22 protein-coding genes, 1 pseudogene and 2 riboswitches are annotated in these 24,318 nt (G+C 69.2%); of the genes and pseudogenes, 14 read left to right on the forward strand and 9 right to left on the reverse strand.

The genetic code is table 11. From position 1 onward, the window contains the following. Nucleotides 1–19: 19 nt before the first annotated feature. From CFB52_RS08300 to CFB52_RS08320, 5 genes are all read left to right on the forward strand, one after another. Entirely contained in the window at nucleotides 20–2,257 is a 2,238-nt protein-coding gene (locus CFB52_RS08300) for a TonB-dependent siderophore receptor (protein WP_099316632.1), read from the forward strand. Between the two features lie 85 nt (nucleotides 2,258–2,342). Beyond that, entirely contained in the window at nucleotides 2,343–3,182 is an 840-nt protein-coding gene (locus tag CFB52_RS08305) for a N(5)-hydroxyornithine transformylase PvdF (protein ID WP_059584096.1), read from the forward strand. After that, entirely contained in the window at nucleotides 3,182–4,198 is a 1,017-nt protein-coding gene (locus tag CFB52_RS08310) for a GNAT family N-acetyltransferase (protein WP_099316392.1), read from the forward strand. The genes CFB52_RS08305 and CFB52_RS08310 overlap by 1 nt, the downstream gene beginning before the upstream one ends. A gap of 251 nt (nucleotides 4,199–4,449) precedes the next feature. Beyond that, nucleotides 4,450–4,713 (forward strand): type II toxin-antitoxin system VapB family antitoxin, encoded by a 264-nt coding sequence (vapB, locus tag CFB52_RS08315; protein WP_059584333.1) that lies wholly within the window; start codon nucleotides 4,450–4,452, stop codon nucleotides 4,711–4,713. Next, complete coding sequence (locus tag CFB52_RS08320; RefSeq protein WP_081059271.1) at nucleotides 4,710–5,126, forward strand: PIN domain-containing protein; 417 nt, start codon at nucleotides 4,710–4,712, stop codon at nucleotides 5,124–5,126. The genes vapB and CFB52_RS08320 overlap by 4 nt, the downstream gene beginning before the upstream one ends. A gap of 45 nt (nucleotides 5,127–5,171) precedes the next feature. On the opposite strand, the gene CFB52_RS08325 is transcribed toward CFB52_RS08320, so the two are convergent. After that, nucleotides 5,172–6,077, reverse strand: a complete 906-nt coding sequence (locus CFB52_RS08325; RefSeq protein ID WP_059643318.1) for a nucleotidyl transferase AbiEii/AbiGii toxin family protein — start codon at nucleotides 6,075–6,077, stop codon at nucleotides 5,172–5,174. After that, a complete protein-coding gene (locus tag CFB52_RS08330) occupies nucleotides 6,046–7,116 on the reverse strand; it encodes a type IV toxin-antitoxin system AbiEi family antitoxin (RefSeq protein ID WP_099316633.1) in 1,071 nt (356 codons plus the stop codon). Before CFB52_RS08330 ends, CFB52_RS08325 begins: the two co-directional genes overlap by 32 nt. A 357-nt stretch (nucleotides 7,117–7,473) precedes the next feature. On the opposite strand from CFB52_RS08330, the gene CFB52_RS08335 reads away from it, so the two are divergent. Both CFB52_RS08335 and CFB52_RS34585 read left to right on the forward strand, forming a co-directional pair. Continuing rightward, nucleotides 7,474–8,637, forward strand: coding sequence for a M20 aminoacylase family protein (locus CFB52_RS08335; protein WP_059584093.1), 1,164 nt, complete (start codon nucleotides 7,474–7,476; stop codon nucleotides 8,635–8,637). A 66-nt stretch (nucleotides 8,638–8,703) separates the two neighbouring features. Continuing rightward, nucleotides 8,704–8,844, forward strand: coding sequence for a type II toxin-antitoxin system RelE/ParE family toxin (locus CFB52_RS34585; protein WP_257220180.1), 141 nt, complete (start codon nucleotides 8,704–8,706; stop codon nucleotides 8,842–8,844). 87 nt (nucleotides 8,845–8,931) lie between these two features. Here the strand turns inward: CFB52_RS34585 and CFB52_RS08345 are convergent, their stop codons facing one another. From CFB52_RS08345 to CFB52_RS08365, 5 genes are all read right to left on the reverse strand, one after another. Further along, nucleotides 8,932–10,236, reverse strand: a complete 1,305-nt coding sequence (locus CFB52_RS08345; protein ID WP_099316393.1) for a cobyrinate a,c-diamide synthase — start codon at nucleotides 10,234–10,236, stop codon at nucleotides 8,932–8,934. A 2-nt stretch (nucleotides 10,237–10,238) separates the two neighbouring features. Then, on the reverse strand, nucleotides 10,239–10,841 hold the full coding sequence (gene cobO / locus CFB52_RS08350; RefSeq protein WP_099316394.1) for a cob(I)yrinic acid a,c-diamide adenosyltransferase: 603 nt from the start codon (nucleotides 10,839–10,841) through the stop codon (nucleotides 10,239–10,241). Between the two features lie 34 nt (nucleotides 10,842–10,875). After that, the gene (locus CFB52_RS08355; protein ID WP_099316395.1) at nucleotides 10,876–11,253 is read right to left on the reverse strand and encodes a cobalamin biosynthesis protein; all 378 of its coding nucleotides are present in this window, start codon (nucleotides 11,251–11,253) and stop codon (nucleotides 10,876–10,878) included. Beyond that, a complete protein-coding gene (gene cobA / locus CFB52_RS08360; RefSeq protein WP_257220078.1) occupies nucleotides 11,250–12,059 on the reverse strand; it encodes a uroporphyrinogen-III C-methyltransferase in 810 nt (269 codons plus the stop codon). The genes CFB52_RS08355 and cobA overlap by 4 nt, the downstream gene beginning before the upstream one ends. Before the next feature lie 109 nt (nucleotides 12,060–12,168). Beyond that, nucleotides 12,169–12,406, reverse strand: a riboswitch (cobalamin riboswitch). 70 nt (nucleotides 12,407–12,476) lie between these two features. Further along, nucleotides 12,477–14,615, reverse strand: coding sequence for a TonB-dependent siderophore receptor (locus tag CFB52_RS08365; RefSeq protein WP_099316396.1), 2,139 nt, complete (start codon nucleotides 14,613–14,615; stop codon nucleotides 12,477–12,479). 151 nt (nucleotides 14,616–14,766) lie between these two features. Continuing rightward, a riboswitch (cobalamin riboswitch) is annotated at nucleotides 14,767–15,031 on the forward strand. 325 nt (nucleotides 15,032–15,356) lie between these two features. On the opposite strand from CFB52_RS08365, the gene cobW reads away from it, so the two are divergent. The 7 genes from cobW (at nucleotide 15,357) to CFB52_RS08400 (ending at nucleotide 23,546) form a co-directional block, all read left to right on the forward strand. Next, complete coding sequence (gene cobW / locus CFB52_RS08370; protein WP_099316397.1) at nucleotides 15,357–16,445, forward strand: cobalamin biosynthesis protein CobW; 1,089 nt, start codon at nucleotides 15,357–15,359, stop codon at nucleotides 16,443–16,445. A gap of 6 nt (nucleotides 16,446–16,451) precedes the next feature. Beyond that, nucleotides 16,452–20,261, forward strand: a complete 3,810-nt coding sequence (gene cobN / locus CFB52_RS08375; RefSeq protein WP_099316398.1) for a cobaltochelatase subunit CobN — start codon at nucleotides 16,452–16,454, stop codon at nucleotides 20,259–20,261. After that, nucleotides 20,258–21,340 carry an ATP-binding protein gene (locus tag CFB52_RS08380; protein ID WP_099316399.1) on the forward strand — a complete coding sequence of 361 codons (1,083 nt, stop codon included), beginning with the start codon at nucleotides 20,258–20,260 and terminating at the stop codon, nucleotides 21,338–21,340. Before cobN ends, CFB52_RS08380 begins: the two co-directional genes overlap by 4 nt. Before the next feature lie 68 nt (nucleotides 21,341–21,408). Further along, complete coding sequence (locus tag CFB52_RS08385) at nucleotides 21,409–22,017, forward strand: VWA domain-containing protein (RefSeq protein WP_099316400.1); 609 nt, start codon at nucleotides 21,409–21,411, stop codon at nucleotides 22,015–22,017. Between the two features lie 61 nt (nucleotides 22,018–22,078). Continuing rightward, nucleotides 22,079–22,531, forward strand: coding sequence for a YaiI/YqxD family protein (locus CFB52_RS08390; protein ID WP_021160082.1), 453 nt, complete (start codon nucleotides 22,079–22,081; stop codon nucleotides 22,529–22,531). A gap of 85 nt (nucleotides 22,532–22,616) precedes the next feature. Then, entirely contained in the window at nucleotides 22,617–23,189 is a 573-nt protein-coding gene (locus CFB52_RS08395) for a DUF1993 family protein (protein ID WP_059584078.1), read from the forward strand. A 30-nt stretch (nucleotides 23,190–23,219) separates the two neighbouring features. Continuing rightward, on the forward strand, nucleotides 23,220–23,546 hold the full coding sequence (locus CFB52_RS08400) for a low molecular weight protein tyrosine phosphatase family protein (protein ID WP_059584077.1): 327 nt from the start codon (nucleotides 23,220–23,222) through the stop codon (nucleotides 23,544–23,546). Nucleotides 23,547–23,588: 42 nt separating this feature from the next. Here the strand turns inward: CFB52_RS08400 and CFB52_RS35010 are convergent. After that, nucleotides 23,589–23,877 (reverse strand): annotated as a pseudogene (locus tag CFB52_RS35010) (NUDIX domain-containing protein); the annotation flags it as partial. A gap of 99 nt (nucleotides 23,878–23,976) precedes the next feature. Beyond that, on the reverse strand, nucleotides 23,977–24,237 hold the full coding sequence (locus CFB52_RS08410) for a hypothetical protein (protein ID WP_059584075.1): 261 nt from the start codon (nucleotides 24,235–24,237) through the stop codon (nucleotides 23,977–23,979). Nucleotides 24,238–24,318: the final 81 nt, after the last annotated feature.

Consider the following 24,318-nt stretch of genomic DNA (forward strand, 5'->3'; position numbering starts at 1 on the left):
AAAAGTGGAGCAGAAGAAGATGGAGTGGGCAACAGGCACGCGTTTGCGTGCGATCGCAGCCGCGGCAAGCGTGGCGTTCGGTACGGCGGCAGGGCACGCATACGCCCAGACGGCGCCGGCCGTGAACGCGGGCGCCGCGGCGTCGGCCAGCAGTGCGCAAAACGGCGCGACGGCGAATGCGTCGACCAGCGCGCAAAACGGCACGCTGCCGGCGATCACCGTCAACGCGGCCTCGGCAGGTGACGGCACGGTCGGGCTCGTCGCGAAGCGCAGCACGACCGGCACCAAGACCGACACGCCGCTCAACGAGATCCCGCAGACGATCAACGTCGTCACCGCGCAGCAGATCGAGATGACCGGCGCCACCGACGTGAACGCGGCGCTGCGCTACGTGCCGGGCTTCTCGTCGTACGGCTCGGACAACCGCTCCGACTGGTACGCGGCGCTGCGCGGCTTCACGCCGACCGCCTACGTGAACGGGCTGCAGGTGCCGAACACGATCAACCTCGCGAGCTGGCGCGTCGATCCGTACATGATCGACAGCATCAGCGTGCTGCGCGGGCCGACCTCGGTGCTGTACGGCGCGGGCGATCCGGGCGCGATCATCGACGTGCACACCAAGCTCGCCGACGGCGAGCGCGTGCGCGAAGCGGGCGTGCAGATCGGCGACTACGCGCGCAAGCAGTTCATGATCGACGTCGGCGACAAGCTCGATCCGGACGGCAAGTATGCGTACCGGTTCGTCGGCGTCGCGCGCGACGGCAACGCGCTGACGGGCCCGAACAACGACCAGCGCGTCGCGCTCGCGCCGTCGTTCCGCTGGCGCCCGGACGCGGATACGTCGCTGACGCTGTCCGCGACCTACCTGCAGGACTGGGGCGACATCTCGTCGAACTTCCTGCCCGCGCAGGGTACGGTGCTGCCGAACCCGAACGGCCAGATCAACAAGGACGTCTACGAAGGCGACGGCAGCTTCAACTACTACCGCAAGAAGCAGTGGTCGGTCGGCTACCAGTTCGAGCGCAACCTGACGCCGGCCTGGACGTTCCGCCAGAATACGCGGCTGATGCACCTGTCGCTCGACAACGGTTCGGTGTTCGGCAACGGCTTCGTCGACGGCAGCACGACCGACGTGTCGCGCTGGGCCGGCGTGTTCCAGATGAACTACAGCCGCTTCGACATCGACAACAACCTCGAGGGCCGTTTCGCCACGGGCCCGCTCCAGCACACGCTGCTGCTCGGCTTCCAGTACAACCGGCAGACCGCGACCGACAGCGAATGGCTGGCCGCCGCGCCGCCGCTGAACATCTACAACCCGGTGTACCAGCCCGTCACGACGGCGGTGTTCACGCCCGACGCGACGTTCCGCACCAACACGTACACGACGCTGAACACGTTCGGCCTGTACGCGCAGGACCAGATCAAGTGGAACCGCTGGACGCTGACGCTCGGCGGCCGCGAGGACTGGGTCAACCTGCGGCAGGACGACCGCGCGGCCGGCACGTCGACGAAGGCCGATGTGACGGCATTCACGGGCCGCGTCGGCCTCACGTACCAGGGCGATTACGGGCTGTCGCCGTACGTCAGCTACGCGACGTCGTTCAATCCGCTGATCGGCGTGAACCTGGTCGGCGGCGGGCTGCCGCAGCCGACGCGCGGCAAGCAGATCGAAGCCGGCCTGCGCTGGCAGCCGCCCGGCAAGAACCTGATGCTGAACGCGGCGATCTACCAGATCAACCAGACCAACGTGCTCACGTCGGCGCTGCCGAGCCAGGACCCGACCGGCACGAAGTCGGTGCAGACGGGCGAGGTGCGCTCGCGCGGGATCGAGCTGAGCGCGACCGGCAAGGTCACGCGCAACCTGTCGGTGATCGCGTCGTACGTCTATCAGGACGTGAAGAACGTGCAGGCCAACGACGTCTCGCTGAACAACTGGCCGGTCGATATCCCGCGGCCGCGCCAGATGGCGTCGCTGTGGACCGACTGGACGTGGCACACGGGGCCGCTCGCGGGCTTCGGCCTCGGCGGCGGCATTCGCTACCAGAGCGCGTCGGCCGGTGCGGCCGACAACTCGCTGACGGTATCGAGCGTCACGCTGTTCGACGCGGGCCTGCATTACGACATGCGTAACTGGCGCTTCGCCGTGAACGGGACGAACCTGTTCAACCGCCATTACATCAGCGGTTGCCAGTCGAACAACGTCTGCATTTTCGGGACCGACCGCACGGTTATCGCGACCGCGAAATACAACTGGTGACGTCGCGCGCCGCGGCTCGCCGGCCGGCCTTCGTGGCCGGCGCGGGCGGCCGCGGCGCCTTCGTCCGCTTTTCCACGACGCATCCATGCCGAAGAAAAATCTCGTCTACATCCAGTCGCTGCGCAACGGCGCGGCCGATCGTGCCGGCCAGCCGGTCGCTTATCGGGGCGGCACGCGCTACATGAAGGCGCCGCTCGAATTCCTCGTCGAGCGCCTGAACGATTCGCCGCTCGGCGAACGCTACACGCTCCAGGGCGTGATCGTCGACGACGACGAAGGCTCGCCCGCCGACCGCGCGAAAGTGGCCGACTACGGTTTCGCGCGCACCCCGGGCCGCCCGTGGATCCTGCCGGAAGGCCTGACGGTGCAGGGCAGGCCGGTCGACGAACTGTTCTGCACGATTGCGTCGACGTACCGGCGGCTGCCGCGCGACGCGCGCGAGCGCGTGGCCGGCAAACAGGCGTTCGAGCGCCGCGTGCTCGAACGCCTGCTCGAACTCGACGCCGACATCGTCGTGCTCGACGGGCTGCTCGTAATCCTCGACGAACTCGTGCGGCCGGGCGCGCGCTTTCACCGGCGCATCGCGAACATCCACCCGGGCATCACGGCCGACGATTCGCCATACCAGCGGCGCGGCGCGTGGGCGACGCTCGACGCGCTGCACGGCGCGCGCGGCGAACGCGTCGACTGGGCCACGGGCGCCACGTCGGCGGTCGAACCCGTGACGATGACGGGTGCGTCGTTCCACTACGTCGACAACGGTATCGATTCCGGCGAGGTGATCTGCGACGTGCTCGACACGCCGATCGCGCCGGACGACACGATTCTCGAACTGCGCTGGAACAACTTCCAGCGCAGCCTGTTTCCGGCGCTCGAGCGCGGGCTGCACGTCCTCGCCGACCGCCACGACGCGGGAGCATTGTGATGCAAGACACGCTGACGAAACCGGCCGGCGCCGCCGACGCGGTCGAAGGTGAAGCGGCCGCCGCGCTCGACGGCGCCGCGCAGGGGCAGGCGGGGGCCGTCGTCGAGCATGCGCTCGACGCATGGCGGCCCGACGACGCGCCCGACGCGCTGCTCGCGACGTTCGTCGCGCTGTTCAACACCGACACGCGGTACGACGCGGCGACGATCTCGGTGCCGCGCGGCGGCGCCGATGCGGCGGCCGTGGCGGCGTACGTCGCGCGTGCGGTGCGCGAGGGCGTGATCGACGGCGCGCAAGTCGCGGGCGACACGCTGCGGCTCACCGTGTCGCGCACGACGTTCTGGCAGAATCCGCGGCCGTGGCTGAAGGCGAGCGCGTCGGGCGGGATGCCGCTGCGCTACGCGATCACGAACGGCCATCGGCATCCGGTGCGGCCGCCGTCGCCGGCCGGCGAGATCTATGCGCGCCACATGCCGCAGGTCGGGATGACGTTCAGCCTGCGCACCGTCGACATCGATGCACACGCGGACCTGTTCAGCGGCTGGATGAACCTCGACCGTGTCGCGCACTTCTGGGACCAGCGCGGCACGCGCGACGAGCATGCGGCGTATCTCGCCGAACGGCTGGCCGACCCGCACATGCACCCGATGATCGGCTATTTCGACGACACGCCGTTCGGCTATTTCGAGTTCTACTGGGCGAAGGAGGACCGCCTCGCGCCGTTCTACGACGCGCACGACTACGATCGCGGGCTGCACCTGCTGATCGGCGATTCGCGTTTCCAGAGCGCGGGCAAGCTGCATGCGTGGTGGAGCGGGGTGCTGCACTACATGTTCGTCGACGAGCCGCGTACGCAGCGGCTCGTCGGCGAGCCGCGCGTGGATCACGTGCGGCATATCGCGTACATGCACCGGCTGGGGTTCTACACGCTGAAGGAATTCGATTTCCCGCACAAGCGCGCGGCGCTCACCGTGATCGAGCGCGATACGTTTTTTGACACTTTCCGGTTGCCTTGACGGGGCCGGGCACGCGGCGTCGCTGCGACGGTGCGCGCAGCCTTGCGATGCGCATGCATCGGCCGTCCGGTATATGGACCGCGCGGCCTGCGTCATGAAGAATGGGGCACTTCTCTCATCGACGACAGGCCGCCAGCATGAATCAGACATCCTCGACAACGTGGGACGCAACCGCGAGTTCGCCACCCGCCAAATTGACATATGCCGACATATGTCTAGAATGGGCGCATCGTACTTCCACGGAGTGGCTCATGCGCACCGTTTCCATTTTCAAGAACGCCCGTAACCAGGCAATCCGCATCCCGAAGGACATGGAGTTCGAGGGTGTCACGGAACTCGAGATCCGCCGCGAGGGCGATACGCTGCTGTTGCGGCCGGTACGTCCCACGTGGCTGTCGTTCGCGAACGAACCGCTGGCCGATGCCGATTTCCTTGCCGAACGTCCGGCCGTCATCGAGTCCGGTCGCTTCGATCTGTCCGGCGACGCCGACGCCCCGACGGAGTCCAACCGGTGACCACGCTCTACATGCTCGATACGAACATCTGTTCGTTCATCATGCGCGAGCGGCCACCCGTCGTGCTGTCGCGGTTGCAGTCGTGCGTCAACGCGCAGCACCGGATCGTCGTGTCGGCCGTTACCTACGCCGAGATGCGTTTCGGCGCGGTTGGCAAACGAGCGTCCCCGAAGCATGCGGAACTCGTGACGGCCTTCGTTTCCCGGCTGGATGGCGTGCTGTCGTGGGATGCCGCGGCAGTGGACGCCACGGCCGCGATTCGCGCGGCGCTCGCCGTACGCGGCACGCCGATCGGCGCAAACGATGCGTCGATCGCCGGGCATGCGATCGCGGCCGGTGCGGTGCTCGTCACGCACAACGGCCGCGAATTCGGCCGTGTCGCGGGGTTGTCGCTGGAGGATTGGGCGGCATGAACACGTCGGGCTGAAAGTGCGATGCCGTCGCCGCTGCTTGGCGCATCATGCGTGCGGCGGGGGCGAATCGACGAGAAACGCCCGGCGGAACGCGTCGAGATACCGTTCGGCGTCGTCGCTGAATTCGCCTGGCAGCAGCGCGAACGCGCGAGCGAGCAGATCCTGGCGGAGTGCCGCATAGGTTGCTTCGTCGGACAGCAATGCGCGGATGGCGTCGCGCGTTTGCGGCAGGGCGATGCGTTTCGCATCCCGCGCGAGCAACCCGGCCGCGGCAAGACCGGGCTGGAACGCATGTGTCTCGAGCAGATCGGCCGCCGCATCCCAGATGCGCTCGCGATTCCCGGCGTCATGATAGTGGCGCAGCAGAAACAGCAGGTCGTACGCGTCGCTGTTCTGGCGCGCGCGCCGATCTTTCCACGCGAGCAGCTTCAGCAGCGCGAGTGCGGGCAAACGGGCGACCGGCACCACGGTCCGCGCGTCGATCGATACCGGCTGCGCCGTGTCGACCGCTTCCTGGAAGCCGAGCACGTTCAGGACGAATTCACCGGCCGGCGGCCACGCGATTTCGCCCGGCGGCGCTTCGAGCGGCCCGAACGGCACGAGATCGAGCTCGGTGCGAAAGCCCGGCATGCCGCTTTCGAACAGCAGTTTCTGCTGTTGTTTCGGTGCTCGCGTGAATCGCCCGGTCGCGACGAGCGTATCGACGAGCTGCGCGTGGAACGGCCAGCTCACCGCGCATACGGCAACGTCGACGTCCCGCGTCGCGCGCGCCGGCCGGATGCCGTGGACATGCCACATCAGAATGTCGCGCGCGGTTGCGCCGGCCACGACGAAGGCCGCGTCTAGCTGCGCGCAGGTCGTGCCGACCGCTCGCAGCAGCGCGACCGCCGCCGGTTCGAGCGGCCGGCTCGCCTCGACTTCAAGCGGGCGGGTGGGTGAGGTATCGGTCATGGATTCGTTCGGCGGCAGCAAGGTTGCGGCTGTCCCCGGACGAGACGAGATCCGCATAGATCAGGAGCGGCGGCACGAGCGGCACATCCTGCTCGTGCCAGTCGAGCGCCGGCGAGCGCGGCCAGAACGCTTCGAGCAGCTCGACGTCGCCGTGCTCGTCCGGGCGCAGGCGCGCCTGCAGCAGCAGGCGGTTCGGCACGGCGCCGTGCGTATAGACGGTGATCGCCGCCGGCTTCAGATCGTGCGTCAGCAGATCCGCCGCCGCTTCGCCGCCGAGCCGCGCATCGAACGCGGCGAAATCGAAGCCGCGCCACCAGTCGGGTGCGATCGCGGCAAACCGCCGGGCCGGCAGTTTCGCGCGCAGGCGGCTCGGGTACAGCGCGACCCATTCCTGCAGGAAGCGCGGCCAGTCCGGCATCAGCCTTTCGCCGTTGCGCCGCTGCGCGACGAGGCCGCGCGCGATCAAGTCGTCCATCGCGAGATTGACCGTGCCGAGCGCGACGCCCGACGCGGCGGCGATCGCCCGGTACGGCTGGGCGACGAGGCCCGGCTGCGTCGCGAGCGCGAACATCACGGCGAGCCCCTTGGGCGTGGTCGCGCGCGACGCCTGACGGCGCGGCGTACGCGCAGGTTTCGGTCGGCCGGAGATCATCACGGTGGCCTCCGGCTGGATCAGGCTCGCATTGCCGGCGGTATCGAGAAACGGGATGTCGTGCTCGGTCAGGCGGGCTGCCAGTTCGGCAGAAAAATAAGGGGCGACCAGCATCAGCGGCCGCTCGCCCGGCACCGGTGGGCCGCCGCGGCGACGCAGCGCCGCGAGCGCTGCTTGCAGCGATTCGACGCCGACGCTCACGGCTGCCGGCATCTCGAAGGTGTGCCCGGCGATGTCGAAGCGGATCATGGCGTCGGCTCGCGCCTGGTACGCCTGCGGCACGCGCACGGGCCGCGCGGCGAAGCGCCGGGTCGCGCGTCCGAACGCGGCACAAGCCTCGTCGAGCACGTGCTGTTCCGGGATGGGGAGGGGGACGTTCGCGGGCATCACGGAGAATCGCTTGTTCACTGTTTTGTCAGCGTACACAAAAAATGTACAACCGTCAAAAAATGAACAAATCATTTCAACCCGTTGATGTAAAGAGATTATTCCGGGATGTTGGGCGACTGCCAACGATAACCTCCGTGTGAAAATCGAGCCGGAACACCCCGTGTCGGGCATGCCTGTCGCTAGCGGCAGTCGTTCGTATGGGATAGCCCATACGGGCGGCCGCGCTTTGCCCCGCGCCCTGCGTTCGACCGACAATCAACGGTTGCCACCGCGACAACTTTCCGTCTGTCCGGTTGTCGCTCAACGAACTATCCTTGCCTGCACGTTCCCCACTGGACAACAGGAGACGACACCGTGACGCACAGCGTGATCCCCGCAGGCCTTGCCGACGAAATGATCGAGATCCGGCATCGCATCCACGCCCACCCCGAACTGGGTTTCGAGGAATTCGCGACGAGCGATCTCGTCGCGGAGCAACTTCAATCATGGGGCTACACCGTGCATCGCGGGCTCGGCGGCACTGGCGTCGTCGCGCAGTTGAAAGTGGGCGACGGCCAGCAGCGCCTCGGGCTGCGCGCCGACATGGACGCGCTGCCGATCCACGAAACGACGGGCCTGCCGTACCAGAGCACGATCGCGGGCAAGATGCACGCGTGCGGCCACGACGGCCACACGGCGATGTTGCTCGCGGCCGCGAAGCACCTCGCGCGCGAACGCCGCTTCTCGGGCACGCTGAACCTGATTTTCCAGCCGGCCGAGGAAGGGCTCGGCGGCGCGAAGAAGATGCTCGACGACGGGCTGTTCGAGCAATTTCCCTGTGACGCGATCTTCGCGATGCACAACATGCCGGGCTTCCCGACCGGCACGTTCGGTTTCCTGCCGGGGCCGTTCATGGCGTCGTCGGATACGGTCGTCATCGACGTGCAGGGCCGCGGCGGACACGGCGCGGTGCCGCACCGCGCGATCGATCCGGTCGTCGTGTGCGCGCAGATCGTCGTCGCGTTGCAAACGATCGTGTCGCGCAACGTGTCGCCGCTCGACATGGCGATCGTCACGGTCGGCGCGATCCATGCGGGCGACGCGCCGAACGTGATTCCCGATCGCGCGCAGATGCGCCTGTCGGTGCGTGCGCTGAAGCCCGACGTGCGCGACCTGCTGGAGACGCGCATCAAGGAGGTCGTGCATGCGCAGGCAGCCGTGTTCGGCGCGACCGCGACGATCGACTACCAGCGCCGCTACCCCGTGCTCGTCAACGATATGGAGATGACGGCGTTCGCGCGCGGCGTCGCGCGTGAATGGGTCGGCGAAGCCAATCTGATCGACGGAATGGTGCCGCTCACCGGCAGCGAGGATTTCGCGTTCCTGCTCGAGAAGCGGCCGGGCTGCTACCTGATCATCGGCAACGGAGACGGGGAGGGCGGCTGCATGGTGCACAACCCCGGCTATGACTTCAACGACGCGGCGTTGCCGACCGGTGCGTCGTACTGGGTGAAGTTGGCCGAGGCGTTTCTGGTGTGACGGACGCGGCTAGACATGCAGCACCGGGCCGACCATCGGCTCGACTTCGTAGGGACCGAATGCGAGATGTACCAAACATTGGTATATGTTGGCCACATCTTTCGCTACCCCGCTGGATCTCACGTTGTGTTTTACCGTGAAACGGATGACGCGATCGATGTGATTCGGCTCCTGCATCAGCGAATGGACATCGAACGGCATCCGTAGCCGCGCACGTCGAATGCCGTAGTCGCTACAAAGCGACGCTCAATCCCCACAGGATGCCGCCTCGATGCAGGCGCGGCATTGATGCGTTCAGAACACGTCCCCGCTGAACAACGCAACGACCGCATCCGGATTCGACGGCCAGTACATGTGCATGTACGTCGCGACGATCGCGCCCGCGCGATAAACGGCTTCACCGCTGCCCGCCGCGCCATCGGGCCGCGCGGCGGTCGCGACCGGCACCAGCGGCGTATCCAGCCGCGAATAATGAAACGTATGCCCGCGCATCGGCCCCATGCGCGTATCGAGCTGCTGCATGCCGAGCGCCGCGAACCGGCGTTGCATCGTCGCGTGGCCCGGCAGCACGCCGAGCATCGGCGTCGTCGACCCATCCACATCGGTCAGCGATTCGCACAGATACACCATCCCCCCGCATTCCGCGACGATCGGCCGGCCGGCGGCCGCATGCGCGCGAATCGTCCGTGCGGTCGCGGCATTCCCGGCAAGCGTCGCCGCATGCAGTTCCGGATAGCCGCCCGGCAAAAACAGCGCGTCGCAATCGTCGGGCACGGGTTCGTCGGCGAGCGGCGAGAAGAATCGCAGCTCGGCACCGAGTGCGTCGAGCAACGCGAGATTCGCCGGATAGATGAACGAAAACGCCGCATCGCGCGCCACCGCGATCCGCTTGCCCGCGAGCGCGCGCGGCAGCGGCGCGGCCACGTCCGGTTCCGCGAATGTGACAGCAGGCGGCAACTCGGCGAGCGCGGTTTGCGCGAGCACGTCGGCCGCGCGGTCGAGCCGCGCATCGAGATCGTCGATATCGGCCGGCTGATGCAGGCCGAGATGCCGCTCCGGCAGCGCAATACCCGCATCGACCGGCACGTGCCCGAGCCAGCGCAGGTCGCCGGGTAACGCTTGTTGCAGCAACTCCGCATGCCGCGCCGAGCCGACGCGGTTGGCCAGCACGCCGTGAAACGGCAACCCCGGCCGGAACCGCGCGAGCCCGAAGGCGATCGCCGCGAACGTCTGCGCCATCGCCTTCGCCGAAATCACCGCGACGACCGGCACGCCGAACGCGGCCGCGAGATCGGCGCTGCTCGGCGTGCCGTCGAACAAGCCCATCACGCCTTCGATCAGGATCAGGTCCGCGTCGCGCGCGGCTTCGGCGAGCAGCGCGCGGCAGCCGGCCTCGCCGACCATCCCGAGGTCGAGCGCATGCACGGGTGCGCCGCTCGCGCGTTCGAGCAGCATCGGATCGAGAAAATCGGGCCCGGTCTTGAACACGCGCACGCGGCGGCCGAGCCGGCGGTGCAGCCGCGCGAGGGCGGCCGTCACCGACGTCTTGCCCTGGCCCGACGCGGGCGCGCTGACGAACAGCGCGGGGCAGGCCGGCATGCTCAGAATTCCACGCCGCGCTGCGCCTTCACGCCTTGCTCCTTGTACGGATGCTTGACGAGTCGCATTTCGGTGACGAGATCGGCCGCATCGATCAGCGCATCGGGCGCGTGCCGCCCGGTGACGACGACGTGCACCGACTCCGGTCGAGCCGTGAGCGTCGCGAGTACTTCGTCGAGCGGCAGGTATTCGTACTTCAGCACGGTGTTCAGCTCGTCGAGGATCACCATCGGGTAGTCGCCGCTTTCGATCATCCGGCGCGCCTCGTCCCAGCCTTTGCGCGCGGTCGCGATGTCGGCGTCGCGGTTTTGCGTGTTCCACGTATAGCCGTCGCCCATCGTCACGAAATCGCATTGTGCGACCGCACCGAGGAAGTCGCGCTCGGACGTGTGCAGCGCCCCCTTGATGAACTGCACGACGCCGAGCCGCATGCCGTGGCCGAGCACGCGCACGGCCATCCCGAACGCGGCCGTGCTCTTGCCCTTGCCGTTGCCGGTGTGGACGATCAGCAGGCCTTTCTCCTGCGTGGCGGCGGCCTGCTTCTTCTCGTGGCCGGCGCGGCGGCGTTCGGCCATCCGCTGATGGGATTCGGAATCGGTCTTCATCGGGAATCGTCCTGTCGAAAGCGAAACAATGGGTTCAAAGCGGGCCGGCGAGCGCGACCGTCACGCCGTCCCGGATGGATTTGGGGCCGAGCAGCCGGCCATGCGGCGCCGCGAGCCGCGCGCACGGCTCGGCCACGCCCGCGACGCCGAAGCGCGCCAGCACTGCGTCGGAAGGACCGCTCGCGGCCAGTTCCGGACGGCTCGCGAGTTGCGCCGCATCGAACGCGACGAGCGGCCAGCCACGGCGCGCGCACAGCGTGCGCAGCGCACGGGCGCGCGCCTTGTCGGCGAGCGTCGCGACGAGCGCTGGTTCGGCGCCCGGATGGCGCGCGAGCGCGGCGCGGATCGCGGCATCGAGTTGCGCGGGCGTGACACCCGCGCGGAAGCCGACGCCGAGCGCGACGCGCATCATGCGCGGCCGCCGAGCGCCGCGCGCACCGCCGGATCGTCGGCGAGCGCGGCTACACGGCCGATCACGACGATCGCCGGCGAACCGATGCCGGTTTCGCCGACGCGCGCGACGAGCGTATCGAGCGTCGCGAGTACGTGGCGCTGTTCGGCGCGCGTGGCGTTCTCGATCGCCGCGCACGGCGTGTCGCCGGGCAGGCCGCCGTCGCGCAGCGCCGCGGCGATCGCGTCGAGCCGGCGGATGCCCATGTAGATCACGATCGTCATGCGGGTGGCCGCGAGCGCGCGCCAGTCGGGCTCGTCGGCGCCCGCGCCGTGGCCCGTGACGAAGATCACGCCTTGCGCGTCGCCGCGGTGCGTGACCGGGATGCCGAGCGCGGCCGGCGCGGCGATGCCGGCCGTGATGCCGTTGACGACTTCCACCGGAAAACCCGCCGCGCCGAGCGCGATCAGTTCCTCGCCGCCGCGGCCGAACACGAACGGATCGCCGCCCTTGAGCCGTGCGACGCTGCGGCCCGCGCGCAGGTGCGCGAGCATCGCGGCGACGATCGTCTCCTGCGGCGTCGACGCATGGCCGCCACGCTTGCCGACGTGCTCGATCGACGCATCGGCACGCGCATGGCGCAACACGTCGGGGTTCACGAGATCGTCGACGAGCAGCACGTCGGCCGCGCCGATCGCGCGTACGGCCTTGAGCGTGAGCAGGTCGGCGTCACCGGGGCCGGCGCCGACGAGCCAGGCGCGGCTCATCGCGCGCGGCACGGCGCGCACCGTGTCGAAACAGTGGAACAGGGCAGGCGGGCGGCGCATCGGCGGCCGGCGGGCAGGCAGTGCATGACGGATCGGGCGAAACCCGCGCGGACGCGGGTGGAATGCGCACCCGATCCGTCCCCCGCGGATCGGGCGTTCGGCGAGCAGTGCGCTCGCCCCTTGCGTCGGCCGGTATCCGGGCTGGCCGCTTGCCAGGCCGCAGCCTTCCCGCCCGGCAGAAGGGCAGTGGCATCGCGGGCGGCCTGGGCGCACGCGCGGCAGAGCGCGTTGCGCGGGCGGCGTACCGTTGCGGGGACAGCACAGGCCGGGCGGATCTTCGCCTCCTGTTTCCCGTTTAACTGCATGCACGGAATGCGCATGCGAGCACCGAACGCGGCGCATACGATAGCACACGCGTGCGCCGCGCGAGCGGCCCCGGCGCGCCCGCTGCGCGGGGCGGCGGCACCATGCACGCGGTCAGAACTTGTACGTCGCCGTCAGCGTGAACGTGCGTGGCGCGCCGGGCATGATCTGCGCGACGCTCGTCGCATTCGCGTAGTAGTCGCGATCGGTCAGGTTGACGGCCGCCAGCGTCACCTCCAGGTCGCGCGTGCGATATCCGGCCTTGCCGTCCCAGCGCACGTAGGCGGGCAGTTCGAGCAGGTTGTCGCGATCGGCGTAGCGCGCACCTTCGTACACGAGCCCGAGTTCGGCGAAAAACCCGCGCAGCGGCGCATGGCCGACGAACAGGCTGCCGTTCGACGCCGACACGCCCGCCGACCGCTTGCCCGCGTACTTCAGTTCGGCGTCGACCACCCGCGCGTGTTGCCAGCCGATGCCGCCGCGGACGAACCAGTCGCCCGTGAGCCGGCCGGCGACGCCCAGTTCCATACCGCGATTGCGCTCGAGGCCGGTGAGATCGAAGAATCCCGGCCGAACCGGGTCGGCGACGCGGCGGTTGTACAGATCGAGCTGAAACAGCGCGAGCGTCGTGCTCAGCGCGCCGTCGCGCCAGTCGCTTTTCACGCCGATCTCGTATTGACGCGTGTATTGCGGGCCGAGATCGTTGGCGTTGCCGCGCGCGCCGGGCGTGATGCCGATCAGGTCGCCGCCGACCGGCGCGAAGTTCTTGCTGTACGACGCATACAGGCTGTGCGCGCTCACCGGCGACCACACGACGCCGAGCCGCGGGCTCCACGCCGTCGTCGTGCGCCGTGCATGCAGATCGTTCAGCGCGTTGGTCGAATCGACGTCGAAGCGTTCTCCCCGCACGCCACCGAGGAGCTTCCATGCTCGCCCGAAGTCGATGCGATCCTGCGCGAAGATCGCGTAATCGCTGACACGGTGGCGATTCATCGCATACGGACGCGGCGTCGAGCCGGCCAGGGCGAGACGATCCGGTCCGGTGATCGGGACCGGCGCCGCGTCGGCCTGCCAGAGCGTCGGGGCGCGTTTCTGCCAGCCGTATTCGATGCCGAACAGCAGGTGATGCACGCCCGGGCCGGTCGCGACCCTGCCGCCCAGTTCGACGCCGGTCTGCACGTTCAGATGCGTCATGTCCTGCAGGTAGCGCGCCCGTTGCACGCGCCGGTAGTCGCGCGGCTTCGTGACGTAGCTTTGCGTGACGTAGGTGTTGTCGAAAGTGCTGCGCAGATCCAGCACGCCCAGCGTATGGCGCAGTTCCCAGCCGCCATCGAACGCGTGCGTGAAGACCGAGCGCCAGTTCATGTTTTCGTCGCGGATCGTGTCGCGGCCCGCCGCGCCGAAGAAGGTCGCGCGCGGCGCGGACGGCAGCGCGTACGCGAGCGGCTTGCCGGCTGCATCGACCGCGGCGACCGACGCCGGCATGCCGCGATCGGGCACGCGCCGGTACGTGTCGTATTCGAACTGCAGCAGCCAGCTTCGCCGCGCGTCCTGCCATTTGATCGACGGCGCGACGTACTGGCGCGTGCCATCGACGTGGTCGCGGAAGCTGCCCGCGTGTTCGCGTCCGGCATTGAGCCGCACGCTCCATGCGCCCGACAGCATCCGGTTGAGATCGACCGACGCGCCGAGTCGTCCATAACTGCCGGTCGCCGCCGACACATGTCCGAAGTTTTCCGGCAGCGGCTGCTTGGTGATCCGGTTGATGACGCCGCCGCCGCTGCCGCGCCCGTACAGCGCCGCCGCCGGCCCCTTCAGCACTTCGACGCGTTCGATGTTGCCGAGACTGCGCACGTATTGCGCGTCGTCGCGCATGCCGTCGAGCAGCAGGTCGCCCGCGGCGGAAAAGCCGCGAATGCGGAACGAATCGAAGCGCGTGTCCGACGTATTGGACACACCCGGCACGCCGGCCAGCGCGTCGGCCAGCGTGCGGCCGCCATACGACAGCGTTTCCTCGACCGGCACGCTGTCGATCGTTTGCGGGACGTCGCGCGGATCGGTCGCGGTGCGCGTCGCCGTACTCACGCTTTCGGCGCGCGGATCGTTCGGATGACGGCGGCTGCGCACCTCGAGCGCGGGCAGTTCGTCGTCGAACTCGGCCGCCGGGGCAGGAAAGGAGGCAACGCCGGCGATCGAGCACAGCGACAGGGCGAGCACAGGAAAGCGCCGCCCGGATATCTGTCGTTTCGACATGGAAATTTAAGGATGACTGAGTGATTGCCTCACATTGCCGTTGCGCGGTGGTTGCGTTGTTATCGGGTGAAGTTTATCTCGCCCAGTTGAAAACGACAATCATTCGCGTTAGCTGCGCACCGCTCGCCTTGACGCTCCCGGCCCCGCCGCCTACACTCGCACGCGTTTTGGTGCTCGCGCGCGCCGCTCCGGCGCACGCAGTTAAACGGGAAACAGGGAGCCTGCCTGCACCGCAGTCGAGCCAACCTGTGCTGCCCCCGCAACGGTAAGCGAACGCGTCGCGCGCAAGCGCCACGCAGCGCCGCTTCGCCGCATGCCCTGCGCATGCGGACGACTGCCACTGGATGCCGCGCATCCGGGAAGGCGAAGCGGCGTGTTCGTCAGCCCGGATACCGGCCTAAACGTTGGGGTTCAGCGCCGCGGGGAGGCGGCGCATCGTCCACGGCCGCGGCAGGCCCGACGCCCGGTGTTTCCCGCTGTCACCTCCGATCCGCCGGCGCGCGAACGCGCCCGGCCGGCACGGCGAACGGCGCGACGCGGGCGGGGCAGGCGGCAGCCGTGTTGGCATTCACGATGTCGACCGTTCGCAAGGAAGCACCATGCCCGATTCGTTGTTCCGCCCGTCCCGCGGCTGTCCGGCCGGACTGCGCGGCGACCTTCGCGCGTACCGTCCCGTGAATGGCCGCGCCGCCACCGACGCGACGAGCCCGTCCTGATTCCCTCTTCGACACCGGACCTACCATGACCCTACGCAAGCTGCCCGTCACGATCGTCACGGGCTTTCTCGGCAGCGGCAAGACGACGCTGATGCGCCACATCCTGCAGCACGCCGAAGGCCGCCGCATCGCGGTGATCGTCAACGAATTCGGCGAACTCGGCATCGATGGCGAAATCCTCAAGGGCTGCGGCATCGGCTGCGACGAGGCTGACGGCGCGCAGGGCGAAGCAGCGGGCCAACTGTACGAACTCGCGAACGGCTGCCTGTGCTGCACCGTGCAGGAAGAGTTCTATCCGGTGATGGAAGCGCTCGTCGAGCGCCGCGCGGACATCGATCACGTGCTGATCGAGACGTCGGGCCTCGCGCTGCCGAAGCCGCTCGTGCAGGCGTTCAACTGGCCGACGATCCGCAACAGCTTCACGGTCGACGCGGTCGTGACCGTCGTCGACGGGCCGGCCGCCGCGAGCGGCCAGTTCGCGGAAAACCCGCAGGCCGTCGACGCGCAGCGCCGCGCCGATCCGAACCTCGACCACGAATCGCCGCTGCACGAACTCTTTGCCGATCAACTGTCGTCCGCCGATCTCGTGATCGTGAACAAGGCCGACCTCGTCGACGACGCCGAATTCGCGCGGGTCGAAACCGCGATCCGCGAAGAAATTCCGCCGCAGGTGAAGATCGTTCGCGCGACGCGCGGCGAGCTCGATCTCGCGATGCTGCTCGGCCTCGAATCGGCGTCGGAGGAAACGATCCACCTGCGTCACGACCATCACGGCTCGGCAGACGACGGCGATCACGATCACCATCACGACGATTTCGATTCGGTCGTGGTGTCGGGCGACGCCGGCACGCGCGAAGCGACGATCGCCGCGCTGCAGCGTGTGGTCGAAGCGCACACGATCTATCGCGCGAAAGGCTTCGCCGCGCTGCCCGGCGCGCCGATGCGGCTCGTGATCCAGGGCGTCGGGCGCCGTTTCGACAGCTATTTCGACCGCCGCTGGCAGGACGGCGAAACGCGCGCGAGCCGCTTCGTGCTGATCGGCGAGGATCTCGACGCGGCCGCGCTGCAACGCGCGTTCGACGCCGCGTGCGCGGCCGAGCCGCAACAGGCGTAACGCACGATGCATCTGCTGCGCACCACGCCGGGCGGCTTCGTCGACGATACGCAGGGCGTCGTCCGGATCGACCAGCAGCCGGCCGACATCGTGATCCTGAGTTCGGCCGACACGACGCTGTCGCTGCTCGCGAGCGTCGTGCCGCACTTGCCCGAAGGATTTCCGAGCGTGCGGCTCGCGAACGTCACGTTCCTGCGGCAGCCGGCGTCGGTCGATTTCTACGTCGACGACGTGTTGCGTCACGCGAAGACGGTCGTGATCGATCATCTCGGCGGCGAAGCATACTGGCCGTACGGGATCGAGCAGGCCGTGTCGCTCGCGTCGAAGCGCGGGCAGCAGCTCGCGATGTTCTCGGGCGACCTGCAGGAGGATCCGAACCTCGTCGCGAAGAGCACGGTCAGGCCCGACCTGTGCCGGCTGTGGTGGCGCTATCTGCGCGAGGGCGGCGTGCACAACGCCGACGCGCTGCTGCGCAGCATCGCGTTTCACACGCTCGGGTTCGGCGACGAGCCCGAACCGCCGCGCCCGCTGCCGGCCGCCGCGCTGTATCACCCGGCGCGCGACCGCGCGAGCGTCGACGACTGGCGGCCGCGCTGGACGCCCGGCGCACCGGTCGTCGCGATCCTGTTCTATCGCGCGCACTGGCAGGCCGCGAACACGGCCGTGTTCGACGCGCTGGCCGATGCGCTCGTGCGCGAAGGGCTCAATCCGCTGCCGATCGCGGTCACGTCGCTGAAGGACGCGGTGAGCCGCGAGGTCATCACGCAGCTGTGCGACACGCATGGCGTCGCGCTCGTGCTGAATACCACCGCGTTCGCGGCCGGCGCGATCGACAGCCCCGAGCACGACGTGCTCGCGGGCGACGCGCCGGTGCTGCAGGTGATCCTGTCCGGCGGCAATCGCGACGCGTGGCTCGCCGACAGCCAGGGCCTGCACGCCCGCGACATCGCGATGCACATCGCGCTGCCCGAGGTCGACGGGCGCATCGTCACGCGCGCGGTGAGCTTCAAGGGGCTCGCGTATCGTTGCCCGCATACCGAGGTCGACGTCGTGCGCTATCAGCCGGATGCCGAGCGGATCGCGTTCGTCGCGGCGCTCGCGCGCGGCTGGTGCCGGCTGCGCACGCTGGATAACGCCGACAAGCGCATCGCGCTGATTCTCGCGAACTATCCGCAAAGCGAAGGGCGGATCGGCAACGGCGTCGGGCTCGACACGCCGGCCTCCGCGCTGCGCGTGCTCGCGGCGCTGCGCGACGCGGGCTATACCGTGGCCGACCTGCCGCCCGACGGCGACGCGCTGATCGCGCGGCTCACCGAGGGCGTCACCAACGATCCCGCCGTGCGTACGCTGCGTCCCGCATTTCAGAGTTACGCGCTGGCCGACTACGTCGCGCGGTTCGCGCGGCTGCCGGCCGCCGTGCGCGATGCGCTGAACGAACGGTGGGGGCCGCCCGAAGCCGATCCGACGCTGCGGCAACGGCGTTTCACGATCGCCGGCTGGCGCGCGGGCAACGTGTTCGTCGGCATCCAGCCGTCGCGCTCGCGCGACGAGAACGACTACGCGAGCTACCACGATGCCGACCTCGTGCCGCCGCACGCGTATCTCGCGTTCTATTTCTGGCTGCGCGATGCGTATCGCGTCGACGCCGTCATCCATCTCGGCAAGCACGGCAATCTCGAATGGCTGCCGGGCAAGAGCGTCGCGCTGTCCGACGCGTGCTGGCCCGACCTGACGCTCGGGCCGCTGCCGCACCTGTATCCGTTCATCGTCAACGATCCGGGCGAGGGCAGCCAGGCGAAGCGCCGCGCGCAGGCCGTGATCGTCGATCACCTGATGCCGCCGCTCACGCGCGCGGAAAACTACGGGCCGCTGCAGGATCTCGAACGGCAGGTCGACGAATACTACGAAGCGCTGATGGTCGATGCGCGGCGCGCGAAGCTGCTGCGCAAGACGATCCTCGCGACGATCGCCGAGCATCGTCTGCACGACGAGCTGAGCGTGTCGCCGCCGCGCGATGCGGGCGACGAGGATGCGCTGCTCACGCGGGTCGACGCGTGGCTGTGCGAATTGAAGGAAGCGCAGATTCGCGACGGGCTGCACGTGTTCGGCGCGTCGCCGGTCGAGCGCCAGCGGCGCGACACGCTGCTCGCGCTCGCACGTTTTCCGGTTGGCGACGGCAAGGGCGAACGGGCGGGGCTGATCGGCGCGCTCGCGCGCGATCTTGCGCTCGGCGACGCGTTCGATCCGCTCGCGGCCGACTGGGCCGCGCCGTGGACGGGGCCGCGGCCGGCCATCCTGCAGACGCTTGACGCGTCGCCGTGGCGGCATGCGGGCGATACGCGCGAGCGGCTCGAACGGCTCGCGCAGCACTGGCTGGCCACTGTGTGCGGAACCGCTTCGGAGAATTCCGGTATCGACGTGCCGCCGCCCGGCGAATGGCCGCATACGCTCGCGGTGATCGAGCGCGTGCGGTCGACGCTGTTGCCCGCACTCGACGCGTGCGGCCGCGAGGAAATGCGTCAACTGCTGCGCGGGCTCGACGGGCGTTTCGTGCCGCCGGGGCCGAGCGGCTCGCCGTCGCGCGGCCGCCCCGACGTGCTGCCCACGGGCCGCAACTTCTACTCGGTCGATACGCGCGCGGTGCCGACGCAAGCCGCGTGGTCGCTCGGGCTGAAATCCGCGCAGCAACTGATCGAACGCCATCTGCAGGATCACGGCGACTATCCGCGCGCGATCGGGCTGTCGGTGTGGGGCACGGCCACGATGCGCACCGGCGGCGACGACATCGCGCAGGCGTTCGCGCTGATCGGCGTGCGGCCGAAATGGGCGCACGGCAGCCACCGCGTGACCGACTTCGAGATCCTGCCGATCGAGATCTTCGACCGGCCGCGCATCGACGTGACGCTGCGCGTGTCGGGCTTCTTCCGCGACGCGTTTCCGAACCTGATGCATCTGTTCGACGCGGCCGTGCAGGCGGTTGCCGCGCTCGACGAGCCGGAGGAGCTGAACCCGATCCGCGCGCGCATCGAGCGCGAACGCGAGAAGTGGGTCGCGCAGGGCATGGCGCCCGACGACGCGCGGCGCCGCGCCGGCTGGCGCGTGTTCGGCGCGCGGCCGGGCAGTTACGGCGCGGGCCTGCAGGATCTGATCGACCAGCGCCGCTGGCAGACCGACGCCGATCTCGCCGATGCCTACCGTCAATGGGGCGGCCACGCATACGCGCAGAACAGCGCGGGCGACGCGGCGGCCGACGTGTTCGGCGAGCGGCTCGCGACGATCGACGTCGTCGTGCAGAACCAGGACAGCCGCGAGCACGACATCCTCGATTCGAACGACTACTACCAGTTCCAGGGCGGGATGACGGCGGCCGTGCGCCATCTGTCGGGGCAGCAGCCGAGCATCTATCACGGCGACCATGCGAACCCCGTCGCGCCGAAGATGCGCACGCTGCGCGAGGAAATCGCGCGCGTGATCCGCTCGCGCGTCGTCAACCCGAAATGGCTCGACGGCGTAAAGCGTCACGGCTACAAGGGCGCGGCCGAGCTGGCCGCGACCGTCGACTACCTGTACGGCTATGACGCGACCGCGCGCGTGCTGTCCGATCACCAGTACGCACTCGTCGCCGACGCGTACCTGTTCGACGACGCCACCCGCGCGTTCCTCGAACGGCACAACCCGAAGGCGCTGCACGGCATCTGCGAACGCTTCGTCGAAGCGATGCAGCGCGGGCTGTGGCAGCAGCCGGGCCCTTATCGCGAGCGGATCGAAGCGGTCTGGCTCGCGAGCGAACAACGCCAGGAAGGAGGACCGCGATGACCGATCCGACGATGCACCGCGCCCGCGCGGTTTTTCCGTTTGCGGCGCTCGTCGCGCAGGACGCATTGCAGCAGGCGCTGCTGCTCGCCGCGATCGACCCGTCGATCGGCGGCGTGCTCGTCAGCGGCCCGCGCGGCACCGCGAAATCGACGGCCGCGCGCGGCCTCGCGGAGCTGTTGCCGGAAGGGCAGTTCGTCACGCTGCCGCTGTCGGCGAGCGACGAGCAGGTGACGGGCACGCTCGATCTCGCGCATGCGCTCGCCGAAAACGGCGTGCGCTTCCGGCCGGGCCTGCTGGCTCGTGCGCATCTCGGCGTGCTGTACGTCGACGAAGTGAACCTGCTTGCCGACGGGCTCGTCGATACGCTGCTCGACGTCGCCGCGAGCGGCGTGAACATCGTCGAGCGCGATGGCGTGTCGCACGCGCACGACGCGCGATTCGTGCTGGTCGGCACGATGAATCCCGAGGAGGGCGAGCTACGCCCGCAGTTGCTCGACCGCTTCGGGCTGATGGTCGAACTCGAGAACTGCTTCGACGCTGGGCAGCGCGAGCGGATCGTGAAGGCGCGTCTTGCGTTCGATCTCGATCCGGACGCGTTTCGCGCGCGTCATGCGGCTGCCCAGCGCGAACTCGCGGACCGGATTCACGCGGCGCGCGCGCGGCTGCCGGCGCTGGATTTCGACGATGCGGTTCATGCACGCGTCAGCGCGCTGTGCATCGATGCGGCCGTCGACGGGTTGCGCGCCGATCTCGTGATGCTGCGCGCCGCGCGCGCGCTGGCCGCGCTGGAGCAGGCCGACGCGGTGACGGTGTCGCACGTGGAGCGCGTGGCCGAAGCCGTCCTGCGGCACCGGCGCCATGCGGAGCCGCCGCATCAGTCGTCGCGCCAGTCGTCGCAACACGGCGGCGAACGCGACGATCGTTCGCCGCCGGATACGCGCCAGCAGCCCGGCGACCGATCGGGCGAAACACAGGCCGGCGCGTCGGCATCGCAGGGCGACTGGGGTTACCTGCCACCCGAACCGGCCGGGCTGCGCGACGTGAAAGGCGTGGTGCCGCTGCCGCTAAAAAAACGCTGAGCCATCGAGCCGGCGCCGCCGCGAACGCGATTCGCGGTCCTCGATGGCAATCAGGCGCAGCGGCGCGCGTGCCACGTACGTTGCGTGCCGGCACGGCCGTCGCGTGGCCGGCGACGCTCGCCGCGAAACGCGGCGACCCGCTGCGCCGCGACCATCTGCGCTTCGCGAAACGCGCGGGCACGCCGCACGCGCTGCATTGCTTCGTGCTGGATTGTTCGGCGTCGATGCTGTCGCACGAGCGGCTCGCGCTCGCGAAGGGGCTGATCGTCGCGTATTTCGATCAGGCCGCGCGTGAGCGTGCCGAAACCGCGCTGGTCTGCTTCGGCGGCAACGGCGCCGCGCGGCGCTTCGGCCCGGCCGTGCCGCGCTGGTGGAATGCGCGCTGGCTCGAGCCGGTCAACGGCGGCGGCGGCACGCCGCTGGCGGACGGCATCGCGGCCGCCGCGCAGTTGCTCGCCCGCGCGGCGCGCCGCGAGCCGGCCAGGCAGCGCTGGCTGTGGGTGCTGTCCGACGGGCGCACGCGCGAGATGCCGGCGAGACCGGCGGCAGCCGATCACGTCGTGTTCGTCGACTTCGACGATGCGGCCGTGCGGATCGGGCAGGGCCCGCGGCTTGCCGCGGCGTGGGACGCGCAGTGGGTGACGGCCGACGCGCTTCGCACGGATCTCGCGGGCTGATGGCCGCCCGGCGGTGCGCTATGATCACCGTTTCCGCTTCTGCTCCCTGGAAACTCCCGCCATGCAAGTATTGGTCGATGCCGACGCGTGTCCCGCCGTCATCAAGGACATGCTGTTTCGCGCCGCGCGTCGTGCCGAAATCTGCGTGACGCTGGTCGCGAACCAGTTTCTGCGCACGCCGCCGTCGCCGTTCATCAAGGCCGTGCAGGTGCCGGCCGGCTTCGACGTGGCCGATGCGCGCATCGTCGAGCTGGCGGAAGCCGGCGACCTCGTGATCACCGCCGACATCCCGCTGGCCGCCGCGGTGCTCGACAAGGGCGCGCATGCGCTCGACCCGCGCGGCAACTGGTTCAGTCGCGAAAACATCGAGGAGCGCCTGTCGACGCGCGCGATGATGGACCAGTTGCGTAGCGCGGGCATCGACACGGGCGGGCCGGCGCCATTCAGCGCACGCGACGGCAAGGCATTCGCATCGCAGCTCGACCGTTTTCTGGCGCGGCACGGCAAGCCGTAACGACACGTCGGCGCCCCCGCCGGGATGCAGGTTTGCGCCGACGCTGCTATCGTGTGGCGCGAACCCCCAGCACAGGAGCGCACGCGTGTCACCGACCCAACTTCTCGTTCCGACCTACACCCAGATGCTGCGCGCGCAGTCCGCGTGGCTCGACAAGGCCGTCGCGCACCGGCAAGCCGCGGGCGAGGAACCCGACGCGGCGATGACGCTGAGGCTGGCGCCCGACATGTATCCGCTCGCCGCCCAGGTGCGTTTCTCGTGTTTCCAGGCGATGGAGCCGGTCCACCGGCTGCGTGGCGAGCCGCTGCCGGCTGCCTTGCTGGCGCTGCGCGAGGCCGGCTGGAACGCCGATGCGCAACCCGGCTCGCCGGCCGACGCGCAGGCGATCATCGCCGGCACGCTCGCCTTTCTCGGCGCACTCCCGCCCGATGCGCTCGACGGCGGCGCGGCGCTGCCGATCTCGCTCGAGCTGCCGAACGGGACCGCGTTCGACATGACGGGCGAACAGTACGCGCGCGACTGGGCGCTGCCGCAGTTCTACTTTCACGCAATCGCCGCGTACGCGATCCTGCGCCATCACGGCGTCGAGCTCGGCAAGGCCGATTACGTGCCGCACATGCTCGCGTACGTGCGGCCGGGCACGATTCCGCAAGGCTGAGCGGGGCATCCCGGGGCGGCGCGAAGCGACATGACGCGCGCACTGTTCATCTGCAGCCGCAACCGGCTGCGCAGCCCGACGGCCGAAGCGGTATTCGCCGCGTGGCCGGGCATCGAGACCGATTCCGCGGGCCTCGCGCCCGATGCGGACGCGCGGCTCACCGCCGAGCAGCTCGACTGGGCGGACATCGTGTTCGTGATGGAGCGCGCACACAAGGCGCGACTGTCCGCGCAATTCGGCGCGCATCTGAAGCACCGGAAGATCGTCTGCCTCGACATCCCCGACCGCTACGCGTTCATGCAGCCCGAACTCGTCGCGCTGCTCGAACGCAAGGCCGGCCCGTTCCTGCGCGCGTAATCGCCGCGGTCGGTACCCGAGCCCGGGCCGGCGTCGAGCTCGGCGAAGCGGCTCGCTCGTGCACTCTGAAAAACAGTCGAGCCGCGGCAGTTCGATGATCTCGCGCGTCGGTACGCTCGCCCGAGCGTGTCGAGCCGGTCGACGGTGAATCACATGCAGCGCGCGATCTCGTTGCTCGCGCACGGCGTCAGGTTCGCCGGCACGTCGGCCAGGCCACCAACACGTGACGCAGCTTCGTCAGGCCGCCGAACCGCACCACGTAGTCGAGTGCGAGCCCCTCCGGCCGCGTTTCCTCCGCAAGCTCCCGCTGCGCGGCTTCGAGCGGCGTGTCGTGCGCCGCCCGGCGGCGACGGCATGCAGCCCGCAGCGCCGACGTGACCGGCCGTTCGTGACCGTTCCATGCGCCGCGGTCGCGCCCACGGACGACAGTTCACGCGTGCGTGTAGATTCCGCTGCGCGCGGGTTTCGCCCGGCGCGAATGGCGGCGCTTGTCAACGGCACGCCGGTGATGACGCGACGGCGCGGTGACGTGCCGGCGCGCGGGCGCGGGCCGCGCGGCCGGCCCCGCAGCATGCGGCGCGGCGCCCGGCATCCCGGTTTGTCCTTCGCCGAAGTGGAAAGTCTGGTTCTGCGCGTGCGCGACGCCCAGCGACGACACCAGCACGAAGGCCGCCAGCCACAACCGTTTCATGAATGTTCTGCCTTGTATGGATAGGGATGAAGGTTGCCCGCCAGCTTAGCGAAGCGCAGGGCGCCACCGCAACCGGCGAGC

Source organism: Burkholderia sp. AU18528 (assembly GCF_002223215.2).
Taxonomy (GTDB): domain Bacteria; phylum Pseudomonadota; class Gammaproteobacteria; order Burkholderiales; family Burkholderiaceae; genus Burkholderia; species Burkholderia semiarida.